Genomic DNA, 17,892 nt, shown 5'->3' on the forward strand with positions numbered 1-17,892 from the left:
TTGGAAATCCCTTAAAACAATGATCAACCAAATCTCTGCATCCCTTGTCACAGACTCAAAACCAAGTAAGTGTACTCGCCTGCGGACATTACTAGAATCGCCCCAACTAGAATTTATCATGGAAGCCCACAATGGGATTAGCGCCCGGATTGTGGAAGAGGCTGGATTTAAAGGGATTTGGGCAAGTGGGTTAGCTTTGTCTGCTCAATTTGGTGTTAGAGACAATAATGAAGCTAGTTGGACACAAATAGTGGATATGCTAGAGTTTATGTCCGACATCACCCAAATTCCGATTTTGTTAGATGGAGATACGGGTTATGGCAACTTCAATAATATGCGGCGTCTCGTCCGTAAGTTAGAACAACGAGGTATTGCGGGAGTTTGTATCGAAGATAAGCTTTTCCCAAAAACCAACAGTTTTATCAACGGCAGCCGTCAACCTTTAGCTGACATCGATGAATTTTGCGGCAAAATCAAAGCAGGTAAGGATAGTCAAATAGACGCAGATTTCTGCATTATTGCTCGTGTCGAAGCTCTAATTGCAGGCTGGGATTTACCTGAAGCACTACGTAGAGCACAAGCTTATCATGCAGCAGGAGCAGACGCAATTTTAATTCACAGCAAATCATCTCGCCCCGATCAAGTGCTAGCATTTGCCAAAGAGTGGGCAGGGCGCTCTCCCTTGGTTATTGTCCCCACCAAATATTACAGCACTCCAACCGATGTCTTTCGCCAAGCAGGATTTAGCTTGATAATTTGGGCAAACCACATGATTCGTGCTGCCGTTGCAAGTATGGAAGCGATCGCCAAAGAAGTTCAAACGAGCGAAACCTTAGTCAATATCGAAGATCATATTGCTCCCCTCAAGGAAATTTTTCGGTTACAGGGAGCAGACGAACTACAAGCAGCGGAAAAACGCTACTTCACTGACGGACGCCAACCTACTCATGCTTTTGTTCTCGCTGCTACAAGAGGAGAGGAATTTCACGGCTTAACACTAGATAAACCCAAAGTCATGCTACCCATTGGTGGTAAACCCTTGCTTAGAAATCTGGTAGATAAATTTAAGAAACTTGCTATTAACAATGTCACTGTTATTGCAGGTTATAAGCCGGAAACTATTGATGTGCCTGGGACTAAAGTTATACACAATCCAGAGTATGAAACAACTGGAGAATTAGCTTCTTTAGCCTGCGCTCAAGGCAAATTCAGCGATGATATGCTAGTCGTCTACGGTGATTTGCTCTTTAGAAGCTACATCCTCCGAGATTTATTAGACTGTCCTGGAGAAATCGTTACTGTCGTCGATTCGGTTAAGCAGAGTAAATCAGTGAGCGGTTCTCCTGACTATGCCTATTGTTCAGCTCCAGATGAGCTTTCCTTGTTTGGGCAAAATGTTGATTTGTTGCAAATCTCTAAAGCAATGCAGACACAAAATCAACAGTCTCATGGACGCTGGGTTGGGATGTTGCGCTTCCGCAGTCAGGGTAGACAATGGTTAGAAGAAGCACTTCATGAGTTACAAACACAAGCAGATTTTAATAGTATGAGTATGGCAGATTTATGTAATTATTTAATTGCTCAAGGAAAGCCAATTAAAGTAATTTATATTCGCGGTCACTGGCTAGATGTTAATTCCTTAGATGATCTCGACCTTGCTTTCCAATTACAAAAATGATACCCTCATGTGATTAATGTTATAGTGGCAACTCGACAGAAGGTGTTTATTTCCCTTAAAAATTCAAGCGCTAAATCTCGACCTTTTTCTTTACGGATAATGTAATAAAGGTCACTCAATGTTGATGCCGAAATATAACCCTCTATTTGTCCTACTTCCACAAGTGATAAAACTTCCTCACTATTGATGAAAAAGGGTTGTCGCTCTAGGACGTAATCTAAAATTACGTTGGTGTCGAGTAGGACTCTCACAGATTATATTTCTCCCTCAAATATTCCCATTTTGCTTGGTCTGGGTCAAAATCAGGTGGTGGGGGTGCGGTTTTTTCAAACCAGTTTTGTAAAGCTTTGATTTTCGTTCGTCTTTTTGGCTTCTCTGACTGTGACTTTGTTAAAGTTTCTAGGGAACTAGGAACTGTCTCAACTGACTGTAAAATAATAACTTCCACCTTACCAGGAGCAATATTCAGAAGTTCGTCAATAATTAAGTGACCTGATTCATCGATTGTGGCGTTTAGTTTATAGGCTTGCATATTTTTGTTCCTTTTTGTTTCTAGAATAAATCACTGCTGCTGTGAACAGTGCGATCGCATTCTCCAATCACCGTCTTATTGTTGCGAAAATGGCGATCATACCAGCTACTACCTGCAAGCTCCATAATCATGGTCAGGCTATACTGAACACAGTTCCCAACCTAAAAAAATCATGCTTCAAGAGATCGAAGCCATATTTGACGGCACAGCCCTTCAACTGGAAACACCCTTAAATTTAGCTGTAGGTACGAGGGTGCGGATTGTCGTTGAAAGTATCTTACCAAACGAACAAAAACCCAAATCATTTCTTCAAACTGCTAAATCTTTGCAGTTACAGGGAGAGCCAGATTGGTCAGAGAAAGTTGATCGGTATTTGTATAGAGAAGTCTCGTCTGAAAATGACTGAAGTTTTTTTAGATACTTCTTTTGCGATCGCTCTGTCTTCGATTACCGATCAAAATCATCTACGGGCTGAGGTAGCTTTAAAGGAGTTAGGGATTTCAGTAAATAGAAATTTAATTAAAGTCTATATATCCTATCTAGATGAGAATGAAGAATAAGAATGGCAAGAAGTCTTTATTTATTTGCTAGATAATGCGGAACCCTATGGAGATAGAATTACCGCTCTTATTAATGAAAAGTTCGGTGATAAATGGTTAACAATGAATTGGACAGAATCGTAGTCCCGTGAGTGGGATCGCACCTTTTGCAGTAAAAAGGTCGTTATTCCTAGAACTACAGGTGCTCACAACCCTTCGAGTTGGCCAATTAAATCCCCAACTTAGCTAAAATCGGCTTCATCGAGACAATATGCAAGAATAACGAACAAAGTTCTCTCGTATGGGAAGCAATGCCAGAGGTATATTCCATTTCATTTAGCGATCGCCCTCAATTCGTCTTGAACAACAATCACAGCAGTTGAAACAACTGGAAGCTTTGCGTCAAAGTCACAAAACAGGGATAAGATTTTTTGAGAAATACCAACCTTCAAGGTTGGATTTGATCAGGAGTTGTTATCTAAAATGATTCAGGCAGAGGAATTTGTAGAAGCTGCCCGTAGGCTTGGCTTTGAATTTTACGCAGGTGTACCCTGTTCCTTTCTTACCCCTTTTATCAACTACGTTATTAACGACACTCAACTTACATATATCTCTTCAGCCAACGAAGGAGACGCATTAGCAACTGCGGCAGGAGCAACAATTGGTGGTAAAAAAGCCGTAGTGATGATGCAAAATTCTGGTTTGGGCAATGCAGTTAACCCTCTGACTTCTCTGACTTATACATTCCAAATTCCATTACTGTTAATTTGTACGCTGCGGGGAGATCCTCAACTCAAAGATGAACCACAACATGAACTCATGGGGCAAATCACAGATAAATTGCTGGAAACAATGGCAGTTCCTTGGGAATTCTTTCCTCAACAAGCCGCAGAAATAGAACCTGTCTTACAACGTGCCAACGCCTACATGAACCAAGAACGTCGTCCTTACGCCTTGATTATGCGTAAGGGAACAGTGGCTTCCCATGCTCTGAAACGTGCTTCTATTCCCACTCGTTCCTCCATCGATGCAGGAAATCATCTCAGTTCGACTCAGAAAAACTTTTTTACAGGCAACAAAGAGCAACGTGCTTCCCGCTATCAAGCAATAGAGAGGATTGTTGAACTCACTCAACAGTCAAATATAGTATTAATTGCAACCACTGGATATACGGGACGAGAACTTTTTGCTTGTAGCGATCGCAGCAATCACCTTTACATGGTAGGGTCGATGGGTTGTGCTTCCTCTTTGGGTTTGGGGCTTTCTTTAGCACGTCCGGAACTAAAAGTAGTAGTGATTGACGGAGATGGTGCTGCTTTGATGCGAATGGGTAATTTTGCTACCATCGGTACCTATGGCGGTTCTAACTTACTCCACATTCTCTTAGATAATGAAGCCCATGATTCTACAGGTACTCAAGCAACTGTTGCTGCTGGCGTTGATTTTGCCAAAATTGCTCAAGCCTGCGGTTATAGTACAACCTTAGCAGGAAACGACCCCTTACTACTAGATACCTTGTTTGCAGCAGATAATAACTCTAGTCCCAAATTCGCTCATTTGAAAATCCGGGCGGGAACGTTGGAAAATCTGCCGCGCCCTAACCTATCTCCGGAAGCGGTGTTGCAACGTTTTATGTCTCATATTGGTTTTCAGGAGAAAGCAGAAGGAAGATAGGGAGTTTTAGTGAAATTTGAAATTTCGAGTCCAAAAACTCCGCGTTCCTGTGCGCTTACCTTTGTGTTCCTTTGCGTTAAAAAATACATTATTCCGAACCAACGGAATCCCCAGTCATGATTTTACTTAATCCCGGCCCCGTCAATCTTAGCGATCGCACGAGAAATGCTTTGTTGCGTCCTGATTTGTGTCACCGTGAAGTTGAATTTACAGAGCTACAAACTACAATTCGAGAAAAATTACTAAAAGTATATGCCTTGGAGAGCGATCGCTTTGCAGCAGTTCTGCTCACTGGTTCTGGTACGGCAGCAATGGAAGCAATGATTGCGAGTTTAGTACCAAGGAACGGGAAGTTACTGGTGATTGAAAATGGTGTCTATGGCGAAAGATTATCCAAAATTGCCAAGATTCACGGCATTGATTATTTAACACTCCACTACTCTTGGGGTGCGGAAATTAATCTCCAAGATTTAGTCAAACTTTTAGATGAAAATAACGACATTACTCATCTTGCCGTTGTCCACCACGAAACTACCACAGGCCGTTTGAATAATTTAGCTGAACTTGCCCCCATTTGCCAAGAACGTAATATCCAACTTTTGGTAGATGCAGTGAGCAGTTTTGGTGGTGAGGAAATAAATTTTGCAAGTTGGGGAATTACGGCTTGTGCTGCCACCGCCAACAAATGTCTGCACGGTATTCCTGGAACATCTTTTGTTGTTGTGCAGCGAGATGCCCTACTTTCAAAAGACACTACGCCACGTACTTTATATTTAGATTTGGCAACCTATTGCCGCGAACAAGATCAAGGCGCTACTCCCTTTACCCAATCAGTTCAAGCATTTTATGCTCTAGCAGAAGCTTTGAATGAACTCGAAGAAATAGGTGGTTGGCTCTCTAGGCATGCTTACTACCACGAACTCGCTAGCTTGGTAAGGCATGGATTAGTGGCAATGGGAATTAAACCCCTACTTCCTGCACAAAGTTCGTCTGTTGTCCTCAATGCCTACTATTTGCCAGAAGGCTTGAGCTATGAGAAATTTCACGACAAATTGAAAGCACAAGGCTTTGTGATTTATGCAGGGCAGGGAGATTTAGCTAAATCTATTTTCCGAGTCTCGACAATGGGAGCGATCGCCCATACAGATATAGAACGTTTTCTTGCTGTGGTAAAACATGTGATACTTACGTAAAACTTGTATTTGATACAAATGCGTATTTTCTACCGTTACACGCGGTTTTCAGTCTTTGTATTTTATCTTTGCTTTTGGACATTGCTGTTTGGTAGTCAAAAACTTGTATCTGCCACAGTTGTTTTGCCTTTGCGCACGAAAAAGGCGATGGTAGTTTCGGCACATCCCCTAGCTAGTGATGTCGGATTGCAAATGTTACGCAAGGGTGGGAATGCAGTTGATGCCGCAGTGGCTACAACTTTTGCAATTTCCGTAGTAGAACCTTTCTCAGCAGGAATAGGTGGTGGCGGCTTTTTGCTTTTGCGTGATGCCAAAACGGGCGAAATCAAAGCTCTAGATTTCCGTGAACGCGCGCCCCTCAAAGCAACTAGAAATATGTATTTAGATGCTCAGGGTAAGGTACGTCCGAATGCAACTATCAATGGTTATTTAGCAGTGGCGACACCAGGAACAGTAGCAGGACTATATGAAGTTCACCGCCGCTATGGTAAATTGCCTTGGGCAGAGTTAGTAAAACCTGCGATCGCTCTAGCAAGGAATGGTTTTATTCTCAGTTCTGACGCAACTTGGCGTTCTATCCCAGGATATGAAAATCGCAAGCAAGCAATTCTCACCAACCCCGCAGCACGAGCTATCTTTACTCGTGATGGCGAACTTTATCAGCCAGGCGAAAAACTAGTACAGCGAGACTTGGCACGAACTTTAACAGAAATATCCCGCAATCCCCGCAGTTTCTATACCGGAAATATTGCTCGCGCCATTGCTGGTGATATGGCAAAAAAAGGTGGTTTAATTACTCTGCAAGATTTAAAGTTGTACAAACCAATCTGGCGTACTCCTGTATGTGGAAATTTTCGTCAAGCTAAAGTCTGCTCAATGCCACCTCCTTCATCGGGAGGCGTTCATTTATTGCAGATGTTAAATATGATCGGTGATACCGATTTAAAGTCTTGGGGTTGGCATCACCCCAACGCCATCCACCTGATGGTAGAAGCAATGAAAATAGCCTATGCTGATCGCTCGCAACTTTTAGGCGATCCCGATTTCGTCAAAGTTCCCGTACAACAGTTAACTAGCCCAGCTTATGCCAAACTCCGACGTGCAGAAATAGATATGAATAGGGCTAAACCAGCAAGTGAAGTCAAGCCAGCCATTATGAAGAAGACGCAAAGAGCACCAGACTCGGTGAGTCTAGCACTGCGGCAGAATCTCCCTCCGCAGGTGACTGGCGTAGACGCCCTCCGGGCGGCTTCTCGTAGAGTACCCGTAAGGGTGACGCGGAGAGTATTTATGATAAATTCCCCACCTCCCCAACTCCCCGTGTCCCCGCGTCCTCTTGTTTCCCCACCTCCCCGTGAGTCTACACAAACCAGCCACCTTAACATCGTCGATGAGCAACGCAATGCTGTCAGCTTGACGTTTACTGTTAACTTGGGATTTGGATCTGGCGTCGTCACACCAGGAACAGGAATTTTACTTAACAACGAAATGGATGATTTTGTTGCTGCGCCGGGCGTTCCGAATGCTTTTGGCTTGGTGGGTAATGAAGCAAATGCGATCGCGCCGCGTAAAACACCTTTATCTAGCATGACTCCAACAATCGTTACAGAAAATAATCAGCTTCGCATACTTTTAGGCGCGCCTGGTGGTTCAACTATTATTACCCAGGTACTGCAAGTCATCCTCCACATACTTGCATACAACATGGATGCTGGCGCAGCTGTTTCTGTTCCCCGTATCCATCATCAGTGGCTCCCCGATGAATTACGAGTAGAACCATTTACTTTGGATGCTCTGACTTTAGCAGAATTACAACGTCGGGGACACAAAATTCAACAACAAACAAGCCCTTGGGGTAATATTAACGCCATTGTCGTTACACCCCAGCAAACTTTAGAAGGAGCAGCCGATCCTCGCGGTGAAGGTTCTCCCAGAGGCTTTTAGGAGTCATTTGTCCGTAAAATAAAACCGCCCCTACTAATTGCTGTACGAGCGGTTTTAGAAGTATTATCTGTAAAGCCAAAAGGTAGAATATCGTGTAAAACCCACCTATACTAACTCATAACTACTAACTCATAGCTACTAACTAATAACTCATAATTCCACTGGAGCAACTGATGTTGAGAACTCGTTCGCTAATGCAGTAGGCACTAAAGTCCAACCCGCTTTCAACAACTTTTGGTAAGTTGCCCAACCTCTAGAACCGCCTGGTATTTTGTAATCTGGTACTGAATATTGGGGAAAAGCAGTGTAAGGACGCCAGGGTTGATTAGGCGCAGTCTGCAAGTGCAAGATTTTATCTCCTTCTTCACCTGATGCAGACAACCAGCACATTCTTCGATGCATGGCAAACTCCTTTACTTTTATCTTTAAATGCATAATGACAGACTTTTGTCAAGTCTAACATCACCCAGTGGGATAATTTGTTGCTTAATTCTATGAATGCGTAAAATCAAATACTTCTTTCTTGAGTATGAGTAAACGTTAGTAAGCCTCATAAAGAGTAGCAGCTATAGATAGTACTTACGTTCATTTCATGTTATGTGTTGTTAAGAAATATGTATGTATCGATCAATACGATTTTTTGCTAATAATTTTCGATTGAACATAATTTAGAACTCAAAGCTTACAATCTCCACAGAGAGGTACTTTCTGGATTTATTCGTGGGGATTTGGGATCTTGATTACTCCTACGAAAATAGCGAGCAGAGAACAAAGAAATATTTTCATAACGAGTGTTGTGGGTAAAAAACCCGTAGGTGTTCAGCTTGAAAAAGGCTGTAGGGGAAAGAAACCTTTTTCATGCTTAGTTGTGAATCTTATTCATAACGACTGCCTAATTTTTAAATGCATGGGGCATGAAACTTGTCACCGACGATGTCACGAATTTCTGCAACTAATCGAGAGTAGGCAAAGTCAGATAAAACTGGTTCTGAGCCTTGTAAATCAATTTGTTCTGCTAAATCAATCCATGACTTACAGCCACCGTATTCGCTGCGGTAAGAAATTTCTTGAACTTGAGGTAATTTATAAGTTCGCAGCAGCAGGACATACAATGGCTGACGTGGTTTCCATTTGAGGCGATCGCTAATAAAGTACTCATTCCAAATGTGGAAAGGGAGTAAAGCATTGACAATAGCTTCGTCAGCAACGGGGAGAATATCGCTAATTTTTGCCCAACTGCTAATACGAACTGTTTCTGGATGCCAGCCTGGTGTGACTGGGCATACAAGCTCGGCGTACTCAGGTTTGAGCAGAAAAGGCTGTTGATGCTCATAAGTTGGGTAGAGCAAAATTTGATCATGAGCTACTTGGAAGCGCCCATGTTTTTCGTGGATACCACCTTTGCGAAGCAGCATAATTGTTTTGCCATTCTCTAATGCAGTGACGGCAATTGCCCATTCTTTGAGTGCGTAAAAATTTGTAGTTAATTTCATAAGTATTTACTGTAACTCTAATTTTATTTGAGACCAATAGCTATACGTCATACAACTATCTACAGTAATGATTTTAGGATTGGTCATCAATTATATCGCTAGGAATATTTGGATTTAAAAATTACACACTAACACTTATATTGAAGAAAGCAACCTATTATAAATTTGTTAGTTCAACTTCTGTACCCTGAGACATAGGGAAGTCAAAAAGTCTTTAGTGCTTGTACACAGATTGCTTTACGGTTAATATAACGAGCTTTTCCAATAGACTTTATTGAATTAGAGTTCAGTCTTGGTGTTCCCAAATGAATAGCGATAGAGCATACAGATGAGTCAAAAATCTGCCTACGTCAAAAAAACAGAGTCTTAATTTACTTTTAAGGCAAGATAATGGATTTTTAATCATATCGACAAGTCACAACTAATTCTGTATTCAGAGTCACATAAGAGTTTAACTTTACACTCACCTTGAGACAGACGAGTAAAGTAGTTAACAGAGCTAAGTATTAATAATAAATTTGCATATCTAGTAACTGCTATTTGCATAACAAGTCAAACACTTCTGACTCTACTCAGCCAAAACACATCTATAAAAGTCGTCCTTTGTCATTAGTCATCAGTCATTTGTAATTCCAAAGAACTATTGACAGTCTTAACCAGAGAATGTGCAACTTGGAAGCACATTATCCCAGTTCATTCCAAATCAGAAGTGTTGCAATATTTTTCACATTTTGATCGACTGCTTGGCAGTTGAGGAGTTTTTGCTCTAATTTGGAGTTCAAAATGAGGATAATCAATAATCCAAATTTATATAAAATGCTTGCTAGTTTTGTGATGGTTGCAACTGCCAGTGCTTTATTCAATCTTCTAGTAGAAGCGCCATCCCATAGCACTTCATCTTCTCAAACTAAAGCAAAATCTACAGATAATTCTAAAACTCAACCTCTTGACTTAATAATTAGTCTTAGTCGCCGTCAATTAATTCTATATCGAGGAAATAATCAAATAAAAACTTATCCTGTAGCAGTAGGGCGCTCAGGTTGGGAAACTCCTACTGGTAACTTCCAAGTAATGACAAAGTTAGAAAATCCTGCTTGGATGAACCCTTTTACAGGTAAGTCTATCTTGGGGGGACAATCTGACAATCCTCTTGGTAAATACTGGATTGGATTTTGGACAAATGGTAAAACTTGGATTGGTTTTCACGGTACCCCGAATCCGGAGTCAGTAGGTAAAGCCACCTCACACGGTTGCATTCGGATGTACAACAAAGATATTCAGGAATTGTTCCATCAAGTCAGTGTGGGAACTTCAGTCACAGTAATGCAATAGCTTGGAAGTCAGAAGGAAATTAGGGCAAGGACACGGAGAGGAGGATGGGGGAGCCACCGCACTGGCTCCCCTACTAACTACTAACACTCATAACAAAAATACGTTAACAGATACTACTAATTTATTGAGAAGTTTAAAGACTCGTAAAATTCGGTTAAAAGAGGCTTACAGCTTATTTTCTAGATGGTAACTTTATAAGCAGGACACCAAACAAAGCACAACCAAACTGATGAGGGTAGATGACATGGTGTCTCCCGTCATAGCCCAAGCAAACTCATAGCATAATCATCACTGAAGTGGCAGATATCCCCATAAATAAAGGGAAGCCAAATCCCAAAGCGGAAAAACGAGAAAATGCTAAGTTTGCTGTTACTAATGTCCACCCTAGTTGTTTACTTTTTACTAAGTACGTAATTACATCAACTTGATCACTAACGAGTTTGCAGAACCTGGTCACCTCTGACCAGGTTTTTGCATTTAGGCATTACATTTTAGCTTAGTAAAGCACTAGACAATTAACCAGCAGTAAATACAATAGGACAACGACATATCCTGCTGGAAATATTGAATGATAAATTATAGTTTTTACTTTAAAATAGCTGCATTTGCTATTGTATCTACACTTTCTTTATCTTGTCAGAAAAGTATTATCAAAGAATTAGAACAGACACAGGCAACTGCCCAGCAAAAGCCACAACCAAATCTTACCTATGGCGATTTAGTTATTAAAGAACAATTAGACCATATATTGATTCCTGTTAGTTTAGCTGATAGAAATGTAGATAAAGAAAGTTACCATAGTTATTCGCGTTCTTATTCAGGAATAAATCAATATATTAATCTAATATTCTATTCTAAGAAAGATTCTAAAACTCACCTGTTATTAAATAAAAAAGCAATTGTCACTGGATTTGAATTATTGTCACAAAAACAAGGGAAAATACCCCCTAGATTTTGGTTCTATCAAATAATTAACAGTGATACCAACGGAGATAAAAAACTAGACTATCAAGATGCCAGAATTGGATATCTCTCTGATTTAGCAGGGAAAAATCTTCAACAAATTACTCCAAATCATACTCAAGTGATGAATTGGGCTGTCGTACAAAGTGTTGACGCCATTTTGATCAAAATTCTTAAGGATTCTGATAATGACAAAAAATTTACAGATAAAGATGAGACGAATTTTATCAAAGTTAAACTTGCTCAACCAGATATTGGCACGGAGATAGTTAGCGATGAAATCGAACAACAAATTAAATCATTGATTTTAAAATAAGTAGGCTGTTAGTGGTTAGTAGTCAACAACTGTACGGACGGGTTTATGAAGATAATTTGTTGGTTTTCACCGAAAGATAATCAATAAAACCCGCCCCTACTAACCACTATCTACTAACTCATAACTCTAGACAAAACCCACTCCCGCAATAGAGGGTTTACCTGTTCTGGTACTTCGTCATGGGGACAATGCCCTGCTCGTAAAAAATGTTCTGTGAGTTCAGGATAGTATTGCCGGAATTTTTGAGAACGTTCTCTGGCATTCATCCAAGGATCGGCTTCTCCCCACAACAACAATAGCGGACAAGTTAATTGCTTCAACAAAAAATCAACTTTTTCCCCTTGAGGAGTTTTGAAGACTGAGGAAAAGACATCAAAAGCACCTGGATCGCAAGCAGGACGATAAATTTCTTCTACTAATTGGTCTGTAATTGCGCTTTTGTCGAGGTAGACTTTGTTTAGAGTTTGGCGAATTACCTTCTTTTGTCGCACGTATTGAAATAAAATGAACTGAGACAAAGGCTGTTGAAAAATCCACTTCACAACGTCGCCTAGTAGTTTCTGTAATGGATCTGGTTGTTGGGGTGGTTCAATCTGAGCTTGTAATGCTTCTGGTTCAGTTGAAGGCTGGTTTTCGCTAAAAGGCCCTGCACTGTTGAGTAAAACTAAACCTGTCACTGCATCGGGACGTTGAGCTGCAACACATAAACTAGCATAGCCACCAAGGGAATTTCCTGCTAGCACTGTTTTGCGACCAATCATTTCTGTAATAAAGTCATAGAGCTGATCGCGCCACAAGTTACCACTGTACTCTAGTTTAGGTTTGGCAGAACGTCCGAAACCTAAAAGATCTATAGCCCAAACTTCAAATTCTTTACAAAGTCCAATTATATTCTTGTACCAGTGGTCACAAGAAGCACCGAACCCATGCACTAGCAGTAAGGGTGGACGTTGGGGCTGGGGTTCTCCTGCTCTGACGTAATAGATATTATGTCCTCGCCACTGCCAATATTGACCAGGAATTGGGGTTGAAGAGGCTGTCGTTGCCTGCATGATTCCAAAGAAATGTTAAGTAACTTTTAATTATTGTAATCTGACATTCTCAGCTGATAGGCTGATAACCTATAGCCTACAAATATTGCCAAAGACCAATTTCTCATCTCTTGGTTTCCTTGGTATTTAGGGAATTGAAATTCTTAAGGAAATGCAACAATTGATTACAGGAAAAACAAAATTGTTGGGAGTGATTGGGCATCCAGTCGAACATTCGCTATCGCCAGCGATGCACAATGCAGCGATACAAGAGTTGCAACTAGATTATGTCTATCTTCCCTTTCCAATCAAACCAGAGGAGCTACAAGCAGCAATTCAAGGCTTTGCTGCCATTGGTGTTGTGGGCTTTAGTGTGACAATTCCTCATAAACAGGCTATATTGCCTTTGTTATCAGCGATAGAACCAATTGCTCAAGCTGTGGGAGCGGTAAACACAGTTGTTCGCAAAGAGAATAAATGGGTGGGTACAAACACTGATGTGGAAGGATTTCTTGCTCCCTTGCAAACATATCACCAAGAGTGGAGTCAAAAAGTAGCAGTCATTTTAGGTAATGGTGGTGCGGCAAGAGCTGTGGTAGCAGCTTGTACTCAATTGGGTTGTAGGGAAATTCATGTTGTTGGGCGCAACGTGCAGCGTTTGAAAGAATTCCGTAATAGTTGGGGAAATTCACGCTTCGCAATGAATCTCGAAGTTCATCGCTGGGATGAATTGCCAAATTTACTTCCGCAAGCAAATTTATTGGTAAATACAACCCCTATTGGTATGTATCCCAAGGTGGAGGAGTCGCCTTTAAGTGTAGAGGAAATGGCAGACTTACCACCAAAAGCGATCGCCTACGATTTGATTTATACTCCTAACCCAACTAAATTTCTCCAGAAAGCGCAACAAGTAGGTGTAATCTCCATTGATGGGTTGGAAATGCTCGTTCAACAAGGTGCAGCAGCATTAAAAATTTGGTTGCAAAGGGAAAGTGTGCCTGTGGATGTGATGCGTCAAGCTTTACGAAAGCATCTGGGTTTATAAGTAGAAGGCAGATGGCAGGAGGCAGAGAGTAAAGAGCAGAGAGCAGAGGGCAAATGGCAGAAGGTGAAAAGCTTGTTCTATACACTTGTTATAAAGTTAACAGACACAGCATTGCCGTGTCTGTGTTGTAGTTTGGTTTACTTATGCTGTAACAGTCGCCATTACTTTGTCAACTAGTTGCAAAGCCGTATCTACTTCTTTGTCCGTCACAATTAATGGTGGCACAAATCGGACAACTTTCGGGCCTGCTGGTACAAGCAATAAACCTTCATCAATAGCAGCTTTGACAACATCAGCAGCTGTTAAATCAGCATCTGCGTTTAACTCTAGTCCGTTGATTAAACCCCAACCGCGCACCTCATTAAGATGATGGGGATATTTTGCTGCGATCGCCCTTAACCCGGCTCGCAGTTGTTCACCCCTTTGTCGAACATTCTGTAAAATATTTTCCTTTTCCAAAGTTTGGCAAACAGCGAAAGCAACTGCACAGGCAAAAGGATTGCCACCAAAGGTGCTAGCATGTTCTCCGCTTTGGAACACATCGCAGAACTTCTTAGCCATCATGGCTCCGATGGGAATACCACCGCCTAAGCCTTTGGCACTAGTGAAAATATCCGGCTCAACGCCAAGATGTTCGTAACCCCATAACTTACCACTGCGCCCCATGCCAACTTGCACTTCATCGAAAATAAGCAGCACACCCGTTTCATCGCAAATTTGTCGGAGCTTTTGGAAATAAGTTACATCTCCCGGACGAACACCACCTTCTCCTTGCAATGGTTCTAATAAAATTGCTGCTACTTGGTAGTCACCTTCATCTAATTCGCCAATAGCTGATTCAACTGCCGCTATGTCGTTATAGGGTACATGGTAGAATCCAGGTACAAGGGGATCGAAGTTTTTTTGATACTTCGGTTGTCCCGTGGCAGTAATTGTTGCTAGAGTTCTGCCGTGGAAACTAGAGTGAGCAGTTAAGATAATTGGATGTTCTATTTGCAGGACTGTATGGGCGTATTTTCGCGCTAGCTTAATTGCAGCTTCGTTAGCTTCCGCTCCAGAGTTGCAGAAAAATACGCGATCAGCACAGGAATGTTCAACTATCCACTTGGCCAGTTCTCCCTGCTCTGGAATGTAGTACAAATTAGAAATGTGGTGTAGCTTTTGAATTTGGCGGGTTACCGCCTCCACCATTGCCGGGTGAGCATGTCCTAAGGTACAAGTGGCAATTCCGGCGACAAAGTCGAGATATTCTCGCCCCTGCGTATCCCAGACGCGACATCCAGCACCTCGTTCTAAAGCGAGGGGAAATCGCCCATAGGTGGACATGACAACTGCATTAAAATTATCGGCGTCAAAAGGGCTAGATGATACAGAACCAGACTCAGAGGGAAAGGGGGGTTGTTGAACAAGAGTGTCTAGGCTCACTGCGATCGCTCCTGAATATCCTCTACGGTATACTAAATCACTAGCTTGATAGAAATCTTTAAAAATTTCTGATTCTCAGCTATTACTTACTTCATCTTAGGCTGACCCTCAGTTATCCTCAAACGAGTGGCGGTGGTAAAAATTGTGTACTCAACTCTGGAACAAAAATATCAACGCATTCAGAAAGAGTTAATGGCAGGGGTAGTTGCCCTGGTGGGTGTGCTCCTGATCGGTACTTTATGGTATCGCTTTGTGGAAGGCTGGTCATGGGAAGATGCACTTTACATGACAGTTATCACTTTAGCTACTGTTGGTTACGGTGAGACACATCCATTAGGTGACAGAGGACGGCTGTTTACCATCGCCCTAATTTTAATGGGAGTGATGACTATCGGTTATATTGTCAACCGATTTACAGAAGCGGTTATTGAAGGCTACTTTCAAGAAAGAATTCGACTGCAACAGGTGCGGCGCACAATGGAATCATTATCAGGGCATTATATCATCTGTGGATTTAGTCGGACTGGTCGCCAAATTGCCACAGAATTTCGGGCAGAAGGTGTCTCTTTTGTAATTATTGACTCAGATATTGAATCAGTGCGTAAAGCTCAGGAGATGGGTTATACAATATATCAGGGTGATGCCACATTGGATGAAACTTTGCTAAGGGTGGGTATTGAAAGGGCAGCTTGTATAGTTGCAGCCCTACCTTCCGATGCAGAAAATTTATATACAGTACTTTCCGCCAAATATCTCAATCCAGGTATTCGAGCGATCGCACGAGCAAGTACAGAAGAAGCTTTGCAAAAGTTGCAGCGCGGTGGTGCAGATGCTGTGATTTCTCCTTATATCACTGGTGGAAAGCGGATGGCTGCTGCTGCTCTTAGACCCCAGGTGATGGACTTTGTAGATGGTATTATCTCAGGTACAGACCGACAATTGTATATGGAAGAATATTTGCTCGAACCGAGTGTTTGTCCGGTTGTTGGGCAAACTTTAGGGCAAGCAAAATTGCGAGTGCAAACAGGAGCATTGATTCTCGCTATTCGCCGCACTGATGGCAATCTCATCGGTGGCCCTACTGCTGATACAGTGTTTATGCCGGGAGATGTAGTTATAGCAATGGGTACCGCAGAACAATTGCGTGCTCTTAACCAATTGTTAGGGCCGATTAGTTCCAAAAAGTTGCGCAGACCGAAGAAAATGTAAGAAGGGGATAGGGGATAGGGGACAGGGGATAGGGAACAGGGGACAGGGAACAGAAAGAAGCAAGGGTGCAGGGCGCAAGGAGGAGAAACCACTAATTGTACAGACGCGATTTATCGCGTCTCTAACAAATGACCAATGACTAATGACTAATGACAATTGACTAACCTCCATCTTACGTAAGGTGCGATCGCTTATCAAACACATTAAGCTACCTCTAGTTGAAGAGACTTTGGGTTTAATATCTTCGGTTTGGGTAAAAGATGGATTTTTGTCAGATTCTAATTGAAAAAAATGATGCCATTGTAGATCGATGGGTAGAAGCAGTTTACCAAGACCAACAAATTGCAGCTACTAGAGAACTTACTTTTAATGCTGTAAGGAATAGCTTACCCCGTGTTTTAGAAGCATTAGCAACTGTGCTTTCTGAATCTATGAGTAGTGATTTGGAAACGGTAGTTGATGCAAGTCTCGAACACGGTAGAATTCGGGCAGAACAAGAATTTGAGCCAGCAGAAATTGCGCGAGAGTATCGTTTACTCAGGTTTGTAATTTTTTCCCTTTTAGAAGAAGATTTATTAAAGGCAACTCCAACAGAAATGCTGCGGGCTGTGCGCCTAATTGATACAGTCATTGACGAAGCGATCGCTCGTTGCTTCAACAGCTATACCCAAGGAAGAATACAAAAACTAGAAAAACTCCAAAGTCAGTTGCAATTGACTAATCAAGAGCTAACTCGTTTGGTTAAAGCTAGTCAAGATACTATCTCTCATTTAGCTCACGAACTAAAAACGCCTCTGACTTCAATAATTGGTTACTCAGATCTATTTTTGCGCCAGCATCGTCAAAAACAACTCGAAACTAAGGACTCTCATCCAAACCTTGAAAGTATTGAGCGAGTCTTAAAAAGCGGTAGGTTGCTGCTGCGACTGATTAACGACACTTTGGAAATTTCGCGTTACGATGCCGGTAAGATGAAATTACAACCTACTCCAACTAATGTGCGGGGGTTAATCAACTCAGTCATAGAGATTATAGAACCACTAGCGCGTGCCAAGGAATTATCCTTAGTTGTGAATTGCGATCGCGCTCCCGAAAAAGCGATCATCGATCCGCTTCGACTTCAGCAAATTCTCACTAATCTACTCAGCAATGCCATTCGCTACACAGAATCTGGTTCAATTGAACTGGAGTGCTGGGTAGTCTGCGAGAAAAAGTGGGCTATTTCTGTTAGTGATAGTGGTGTTGGCATTTCCCCTGAAGCTCAAGCAAAAATTTTCGATCCTTATTTTCGTGCAGTCAATGATATACAACTACAAGGTTCTGATGGTACAGGATTGGGTTTAGCGATTGTATCCCGGTTAGTTCAGTTAATGAGTGGTGAAATCAAAGTGCTTTCACAACTTGGTAAAGGATCTACGTTTACAGTAATTTTGCCATTAGAAGTGATCGCATTATGATCATAAAGTGTTTCGTTCGCGATTTTCTTCTATTCAGCTTTTGTCAGCTTTTGCGATCGCC

17 protein-coding genes are annotated in these 17,892 nt (G+C 41.8%); 11 read left to right on the plus strand and 6 right to left on the minus strand.

Features of this window, described 5'->3' with window-relative positions; genetic code table 11:
- Positions 1-19 precede the first annotated feature (19 nt).
- Positions 20-1,678 carry a phosphoenolpyruvate mutase gene (gene aepX / locus U2718_RS22420; RefSeq protein WP_342002391.1) on the plus strand — a complete coding sequence of 553 codons (1,659 nt, stop codon included), beginning with the start codon at positions 20-22 and terminating at the stop codon, positions 1,676-1,678.
- A gap of 5 nt (positions 1,679-1,683) precedes the next feature.
- Here aepX and U2718_RS22425 read toward each other — a convergent pair whose 3' ends face one another.
- Together U2718_RS22425 and U2718_RS22430 are read right to left on the minus strand one after the other, a co-directional pair.
- Positions 1,684-1,929: a PIN domain-containing protein gene (locus U2718_RS22425; RefSeq protein ID WP_342002392.1), complete on the minus strand. Its 246-nt coding sequence runs from the start codon at positions 1,927-1,929 to the stop codon at positions 1,684-1,686.
- The gene (locus U2718_RS22430; RefSeq protein ID WP_342002393.1) at positions 1,926-2,210 is read right to left on the minus strand and encodes a hypothetical protein; all 285 of its coding nucleotides are present in this window, start codon (positions 2,208-2,210) and stop codon (positions 1,926-1,928) included. The genes U2718_RS22425 and U2718_RS22430 overlap by 4 nt, the downstream gene beginning before the upstream one ends.
- Positions 2,211-2,382: 172 nt before the next feature.
- Here U2718_RS22430 and U2718_RS22435 point away from each other — a divergent pair, with 172 nt between their 5' ends.
- The 5 genes from U2718_RS22435 (at position 2,383) to ggt (ending at position 7,560) form a co-directional block, all read left to right on the plus strand.
- Positions 2,383-2,616 (plus strand): hypothetical protein, encoded by a 234-nt coding sequence (locus U2718_RS22435; protein ID WP_342002394.1) that lies wholly within the window; start codon positions 2,383-2,385, stop codon positions 2,614-2,616.
- Positions 2,609-2,770: a hypothetical protein gene (locus tag U2718_RS22440; protein WP_342002395.1), complete on the plus strand. Its 162-nt coding sequence runs from the start codon at positions 2,609-2,611 to the stop codon at positions 2,768-2,770. The genes U2718_RS22435 and U2718_RS22440 overlap by 8 nt, the downstream gene beginning before the upstream one ends.
- Positions 2,771-3,232: 462 nt before the next feature.
- Positions 3,233-4,423, plus strand: coding sequence for a phosphonopyruvate decarboxylase (gene aepY, locus U2718_RS22445; protein WP_342002396.1), 1,191 nt, complete (start codon positions 3,233-3,235; stop codon positions 4,421-4,423).
- Positions 4,424-4,539: 116 nt separating this feature from the next.
- Positions 4,540-5,616, plus strand: a complete 1,077-nt coding sequence (locus tag U2718_RS22450; RefSeq protein ID WP_342002397.1) for a 2-aminoethylphosphonate aminotransferase — start codon at positions 4,540-4,542, stop codon at positions 5,614-5,616.
- Positions 5,617-5,634: 18 nt separating this feature from the next.
- Positions 5,635-7,560 carry a gamma-glutamyltransferase gene (gene ggt / locus U2718_RS22455; protein ID WP_342002398.1) on the plus strand — a complete coding sequence of 642 codons (1,926 nt, stop codon included), beginning with the start codon at positions 5,635-5,637 and terminating at the stop codon, positions 7,558-7,560.
- 150 nt (positions 7,561-7,710) lie between these two features.
- Here ggt and U2718_RS22460 read toward each other — a convergent pair whose 3' ends face one another.
- Together U2718_RS22460 and U2718_RS22465 are read right to left on the minus strand one after the other, a co-directional pair.
- The gene (locus U2718_RS22460) at positions 7,711-7,962 is read right to left on the minus strand and encodes a hypothetical protein (protein ID WP_342002399.1); all 252 of its coding nucleotides are present in this window, start codon (positions 7,960-7,962) and stop codon (positions 7,711-7,713) included.
- Positions 7,963-8,459: 497 nt separating this feature from the next.
- On the minus strand, positions 8,460-9,053 hold the full coding sequence (locus U2718_RS22465) for a DUF1802 family protein (protein WP_342002400.1): 594 nt from the start codon (positions 9,051-9,053) through the stop codon (positions 8,460-8,462).
- A gap of 783 nt (positions 9,054-9,836) precedes the next feature.
- Between U2718_RS22465 and U2718_RS22470 the strand changes: the two genes are divergently transcribed.
- Positions 9,837-10,385: a L,D-transpeptidase gene (locus U2718_RS22470; RefSeq protein WP_342002401.1), complete on the plus strand. Its 549-nt coding sequence runs from the start codon at positions 9,837-9,839 to the stop codon at positions 10,383-10,385.
- A 568-nt stretch (positions 10,386-10,953) separates the two neighbouring features.
- A complete protein-coding gene (locus U2718_RS22475; RefSeq protein WP_342002402.1) occupies positions 10,954-11,664 on the plus strand; it encodes a hypothetical protein in 711 nt (236 codons plus the stop codon).
- Positions 11,665-11,777: 113 nt separating this feature from the next.
- Here U2718_RS22475 and U2718_RS22480 read toward each other — a convergent pair whose 3' ends face one another.
- Positions 11,778-12,716: an alpha/beta fold hydrolase gene (locus tag U2718_RS22480; RefSeq protein ID WP_342002403.1), complete on the minus strand. Its 939-nt coding sequence runs from the start codon at positions 12,714-12,716 to the stop codon at positions 11,778-11,780.
- Between the two features lie 151 nt (positions 12,717-12,867).
- Between U2718_RS22480 and U2718_RS22485 the strand changes: the two genes are divergently transcribed.
- Entirely contained in the window at positions 12,868-13,740 is an 873-nt protein-coding gene (locus tag U2718_RS22485; RefSeq protein ID WP_342002404.1) for a shikimate dehydrogenase, read from the plus strand.
- 141 nt (positions 13,741-13,881) lie between these two features.
- On the opposite strand, the gene U2718_RS22490 is transcribed toward U2718_RS22485, so the two are convergent.
- A complete protein-coding gene (locus U2718_RS22490) occupies positions 13,882-15,165 on the minus strand; it encodes an aspartate aminotransferase family protein (RefSeq protein ID WP_342002405.1) in 1,284 nt (427 codons plus the stop codon).
- A 144-nt stretch (positions 15,166-15,309) separates the two neighbouring features.
- Here U2718_RS22490 and U2718_RS22495 point away from each other — a divergent pair, with 144 nt between their 5' ends.
- Both U2718_RS22495 and U2718_RS22500 read left to right on the plus strand, forming a co-directional pair.
- Positions 15,310-16,374, plus strand: coding sequence for a potassium channel family protein (locus tag U2718_RS22495; RefSeq protein WP_342002406.1), 1,065 nt, complete (start codon positions 15,310-15,312; stop codon positions 16,372-16,374).
- Between the two features lie 260 nt (positions 16,375-16,634).
- Complete coding sequence (locus tag U2718_RS22500; protein WP_342002407.1) at positions 16,635-17,831, plus strand: HAMP domain-containing sensor histidine kinase; 1,197 nt, start codon at positions 16,635-16,637, stop codon at positions 17,829-17,831.
- Positions 17,832-17,892: the final 61 nt, after the last annotated feature.

The organism is Chlorogloeopsis sp. ULAP02 (assembly GCF_038404745.2).
GTDB lineage: Bacteria > Cyanobacteriota > Cyanobacteriia > Cyanobacteriales > Nostocaceae > Chlorogloeopsis.

What these genes read in the sequence shown, in the direction of transcription:
- U2718_RS22480 (WP_342002403.1), bottom strand. Translation starts at nt 12,716, where the DNA reads ATGCAGGCAACGACAGCCTCTTCAACCCCAATTCCTGGTCAATATTGG.
- U2718_RS22440 (WP_342002395.1), top strand. Translation starts at nt 2,609, where the DNA reads ATGACTGAAGTTTTTTTAGATACTTCTTTTGCGATCGCTCTGTCTTCG.
- U2718_RS22485 (WP_342002404.1), top strand. Translation starts at nt 12,868, where the DNA reads ATGCAACAATTGATTACAGGAAAAACAAAATTGTTGGGAGTGATTGGG.
- U2718_RS22475 (WP_342002402.1), top strand. Translation starts at nt 10,954, where the DNA reads ATGATAAATTATAGTTTTTACTTTAAAATAGCTGCATTTGCTATTGTA.
- U2718_RS22430 (WP_342002393.1), bottom strand. Translation starts at nt 2,210, where the DNA reads ATGCAAGCCTATAAACTAAACGCCACAATCGATGAATCAGGTCACTTA.
- U2718_RS22500 (WP_342002407.1), top strand. Translation starts at nt 16,635, where the DNA reads ATGGATTTTTGTCAGATTCTAATTGAAAAAAATGATGCCATTGTAGAT.
- aepY (WP_342002396.1), top strand. Translation starts at nt 3,233, where the DNA reads ATGATTCAGGCAGAGGAATTTGTAGAAGCTGCCCGTAGGCTTGGCTTT.
- U2718_RS22465 (WP_342002400.1), bottom strand. Translation starts at nt 9,053, where the DNA reads ATGAAATTAACTACAAATTTTTACGCACTCAAAGAATGGGCAATTGCC.
- U2718_RS22435 (WP_342002394.1), top strand. Translation starts at nt 2,383, where the DNA reads ATGCTTCAAGAGATCGAAGCCATATTTGACGGCACAGCCCTTCAACTG.
- U2718_RS22460 (WP_342002399.1), bottom strand. Translation starts at nt 7,962, where the DNA reads ATGCATCGAAGAATGTGCTGGTTGTCTGCATCAGGTGAAGAAGGAGAT.
- ggt (WP_342002398.1), top strand. Translation starts at nt 5,635, where the DNA reads ATGCGTATTTTCTACCGTTACACGCGGTTTTCAGTCTTTGTATTTTAT.
- U2718_RS22450 (WP_342002397.1), top strand. Translation starts at nt 4,540, where the DNA reads ATGATTTTACTTAATCCCGGCCCCGTCAATCTTAGCGATCGCACGAGA.
- aepX (WP_342002391.1), top strand. Translation starts at nt 20, where the DNA reads ATGATCAACCAAATCTCTGCATCCCTTGTCACAGACTCAAAACCAAGT.
- U2718_RS22470 (WP_342002401.1), top strand. Translation starts at nt 9,837, where the DNA reads ATGAGGATAATCAATAATCCAAATTTATATAAAATGCTTGCTAGTTTT.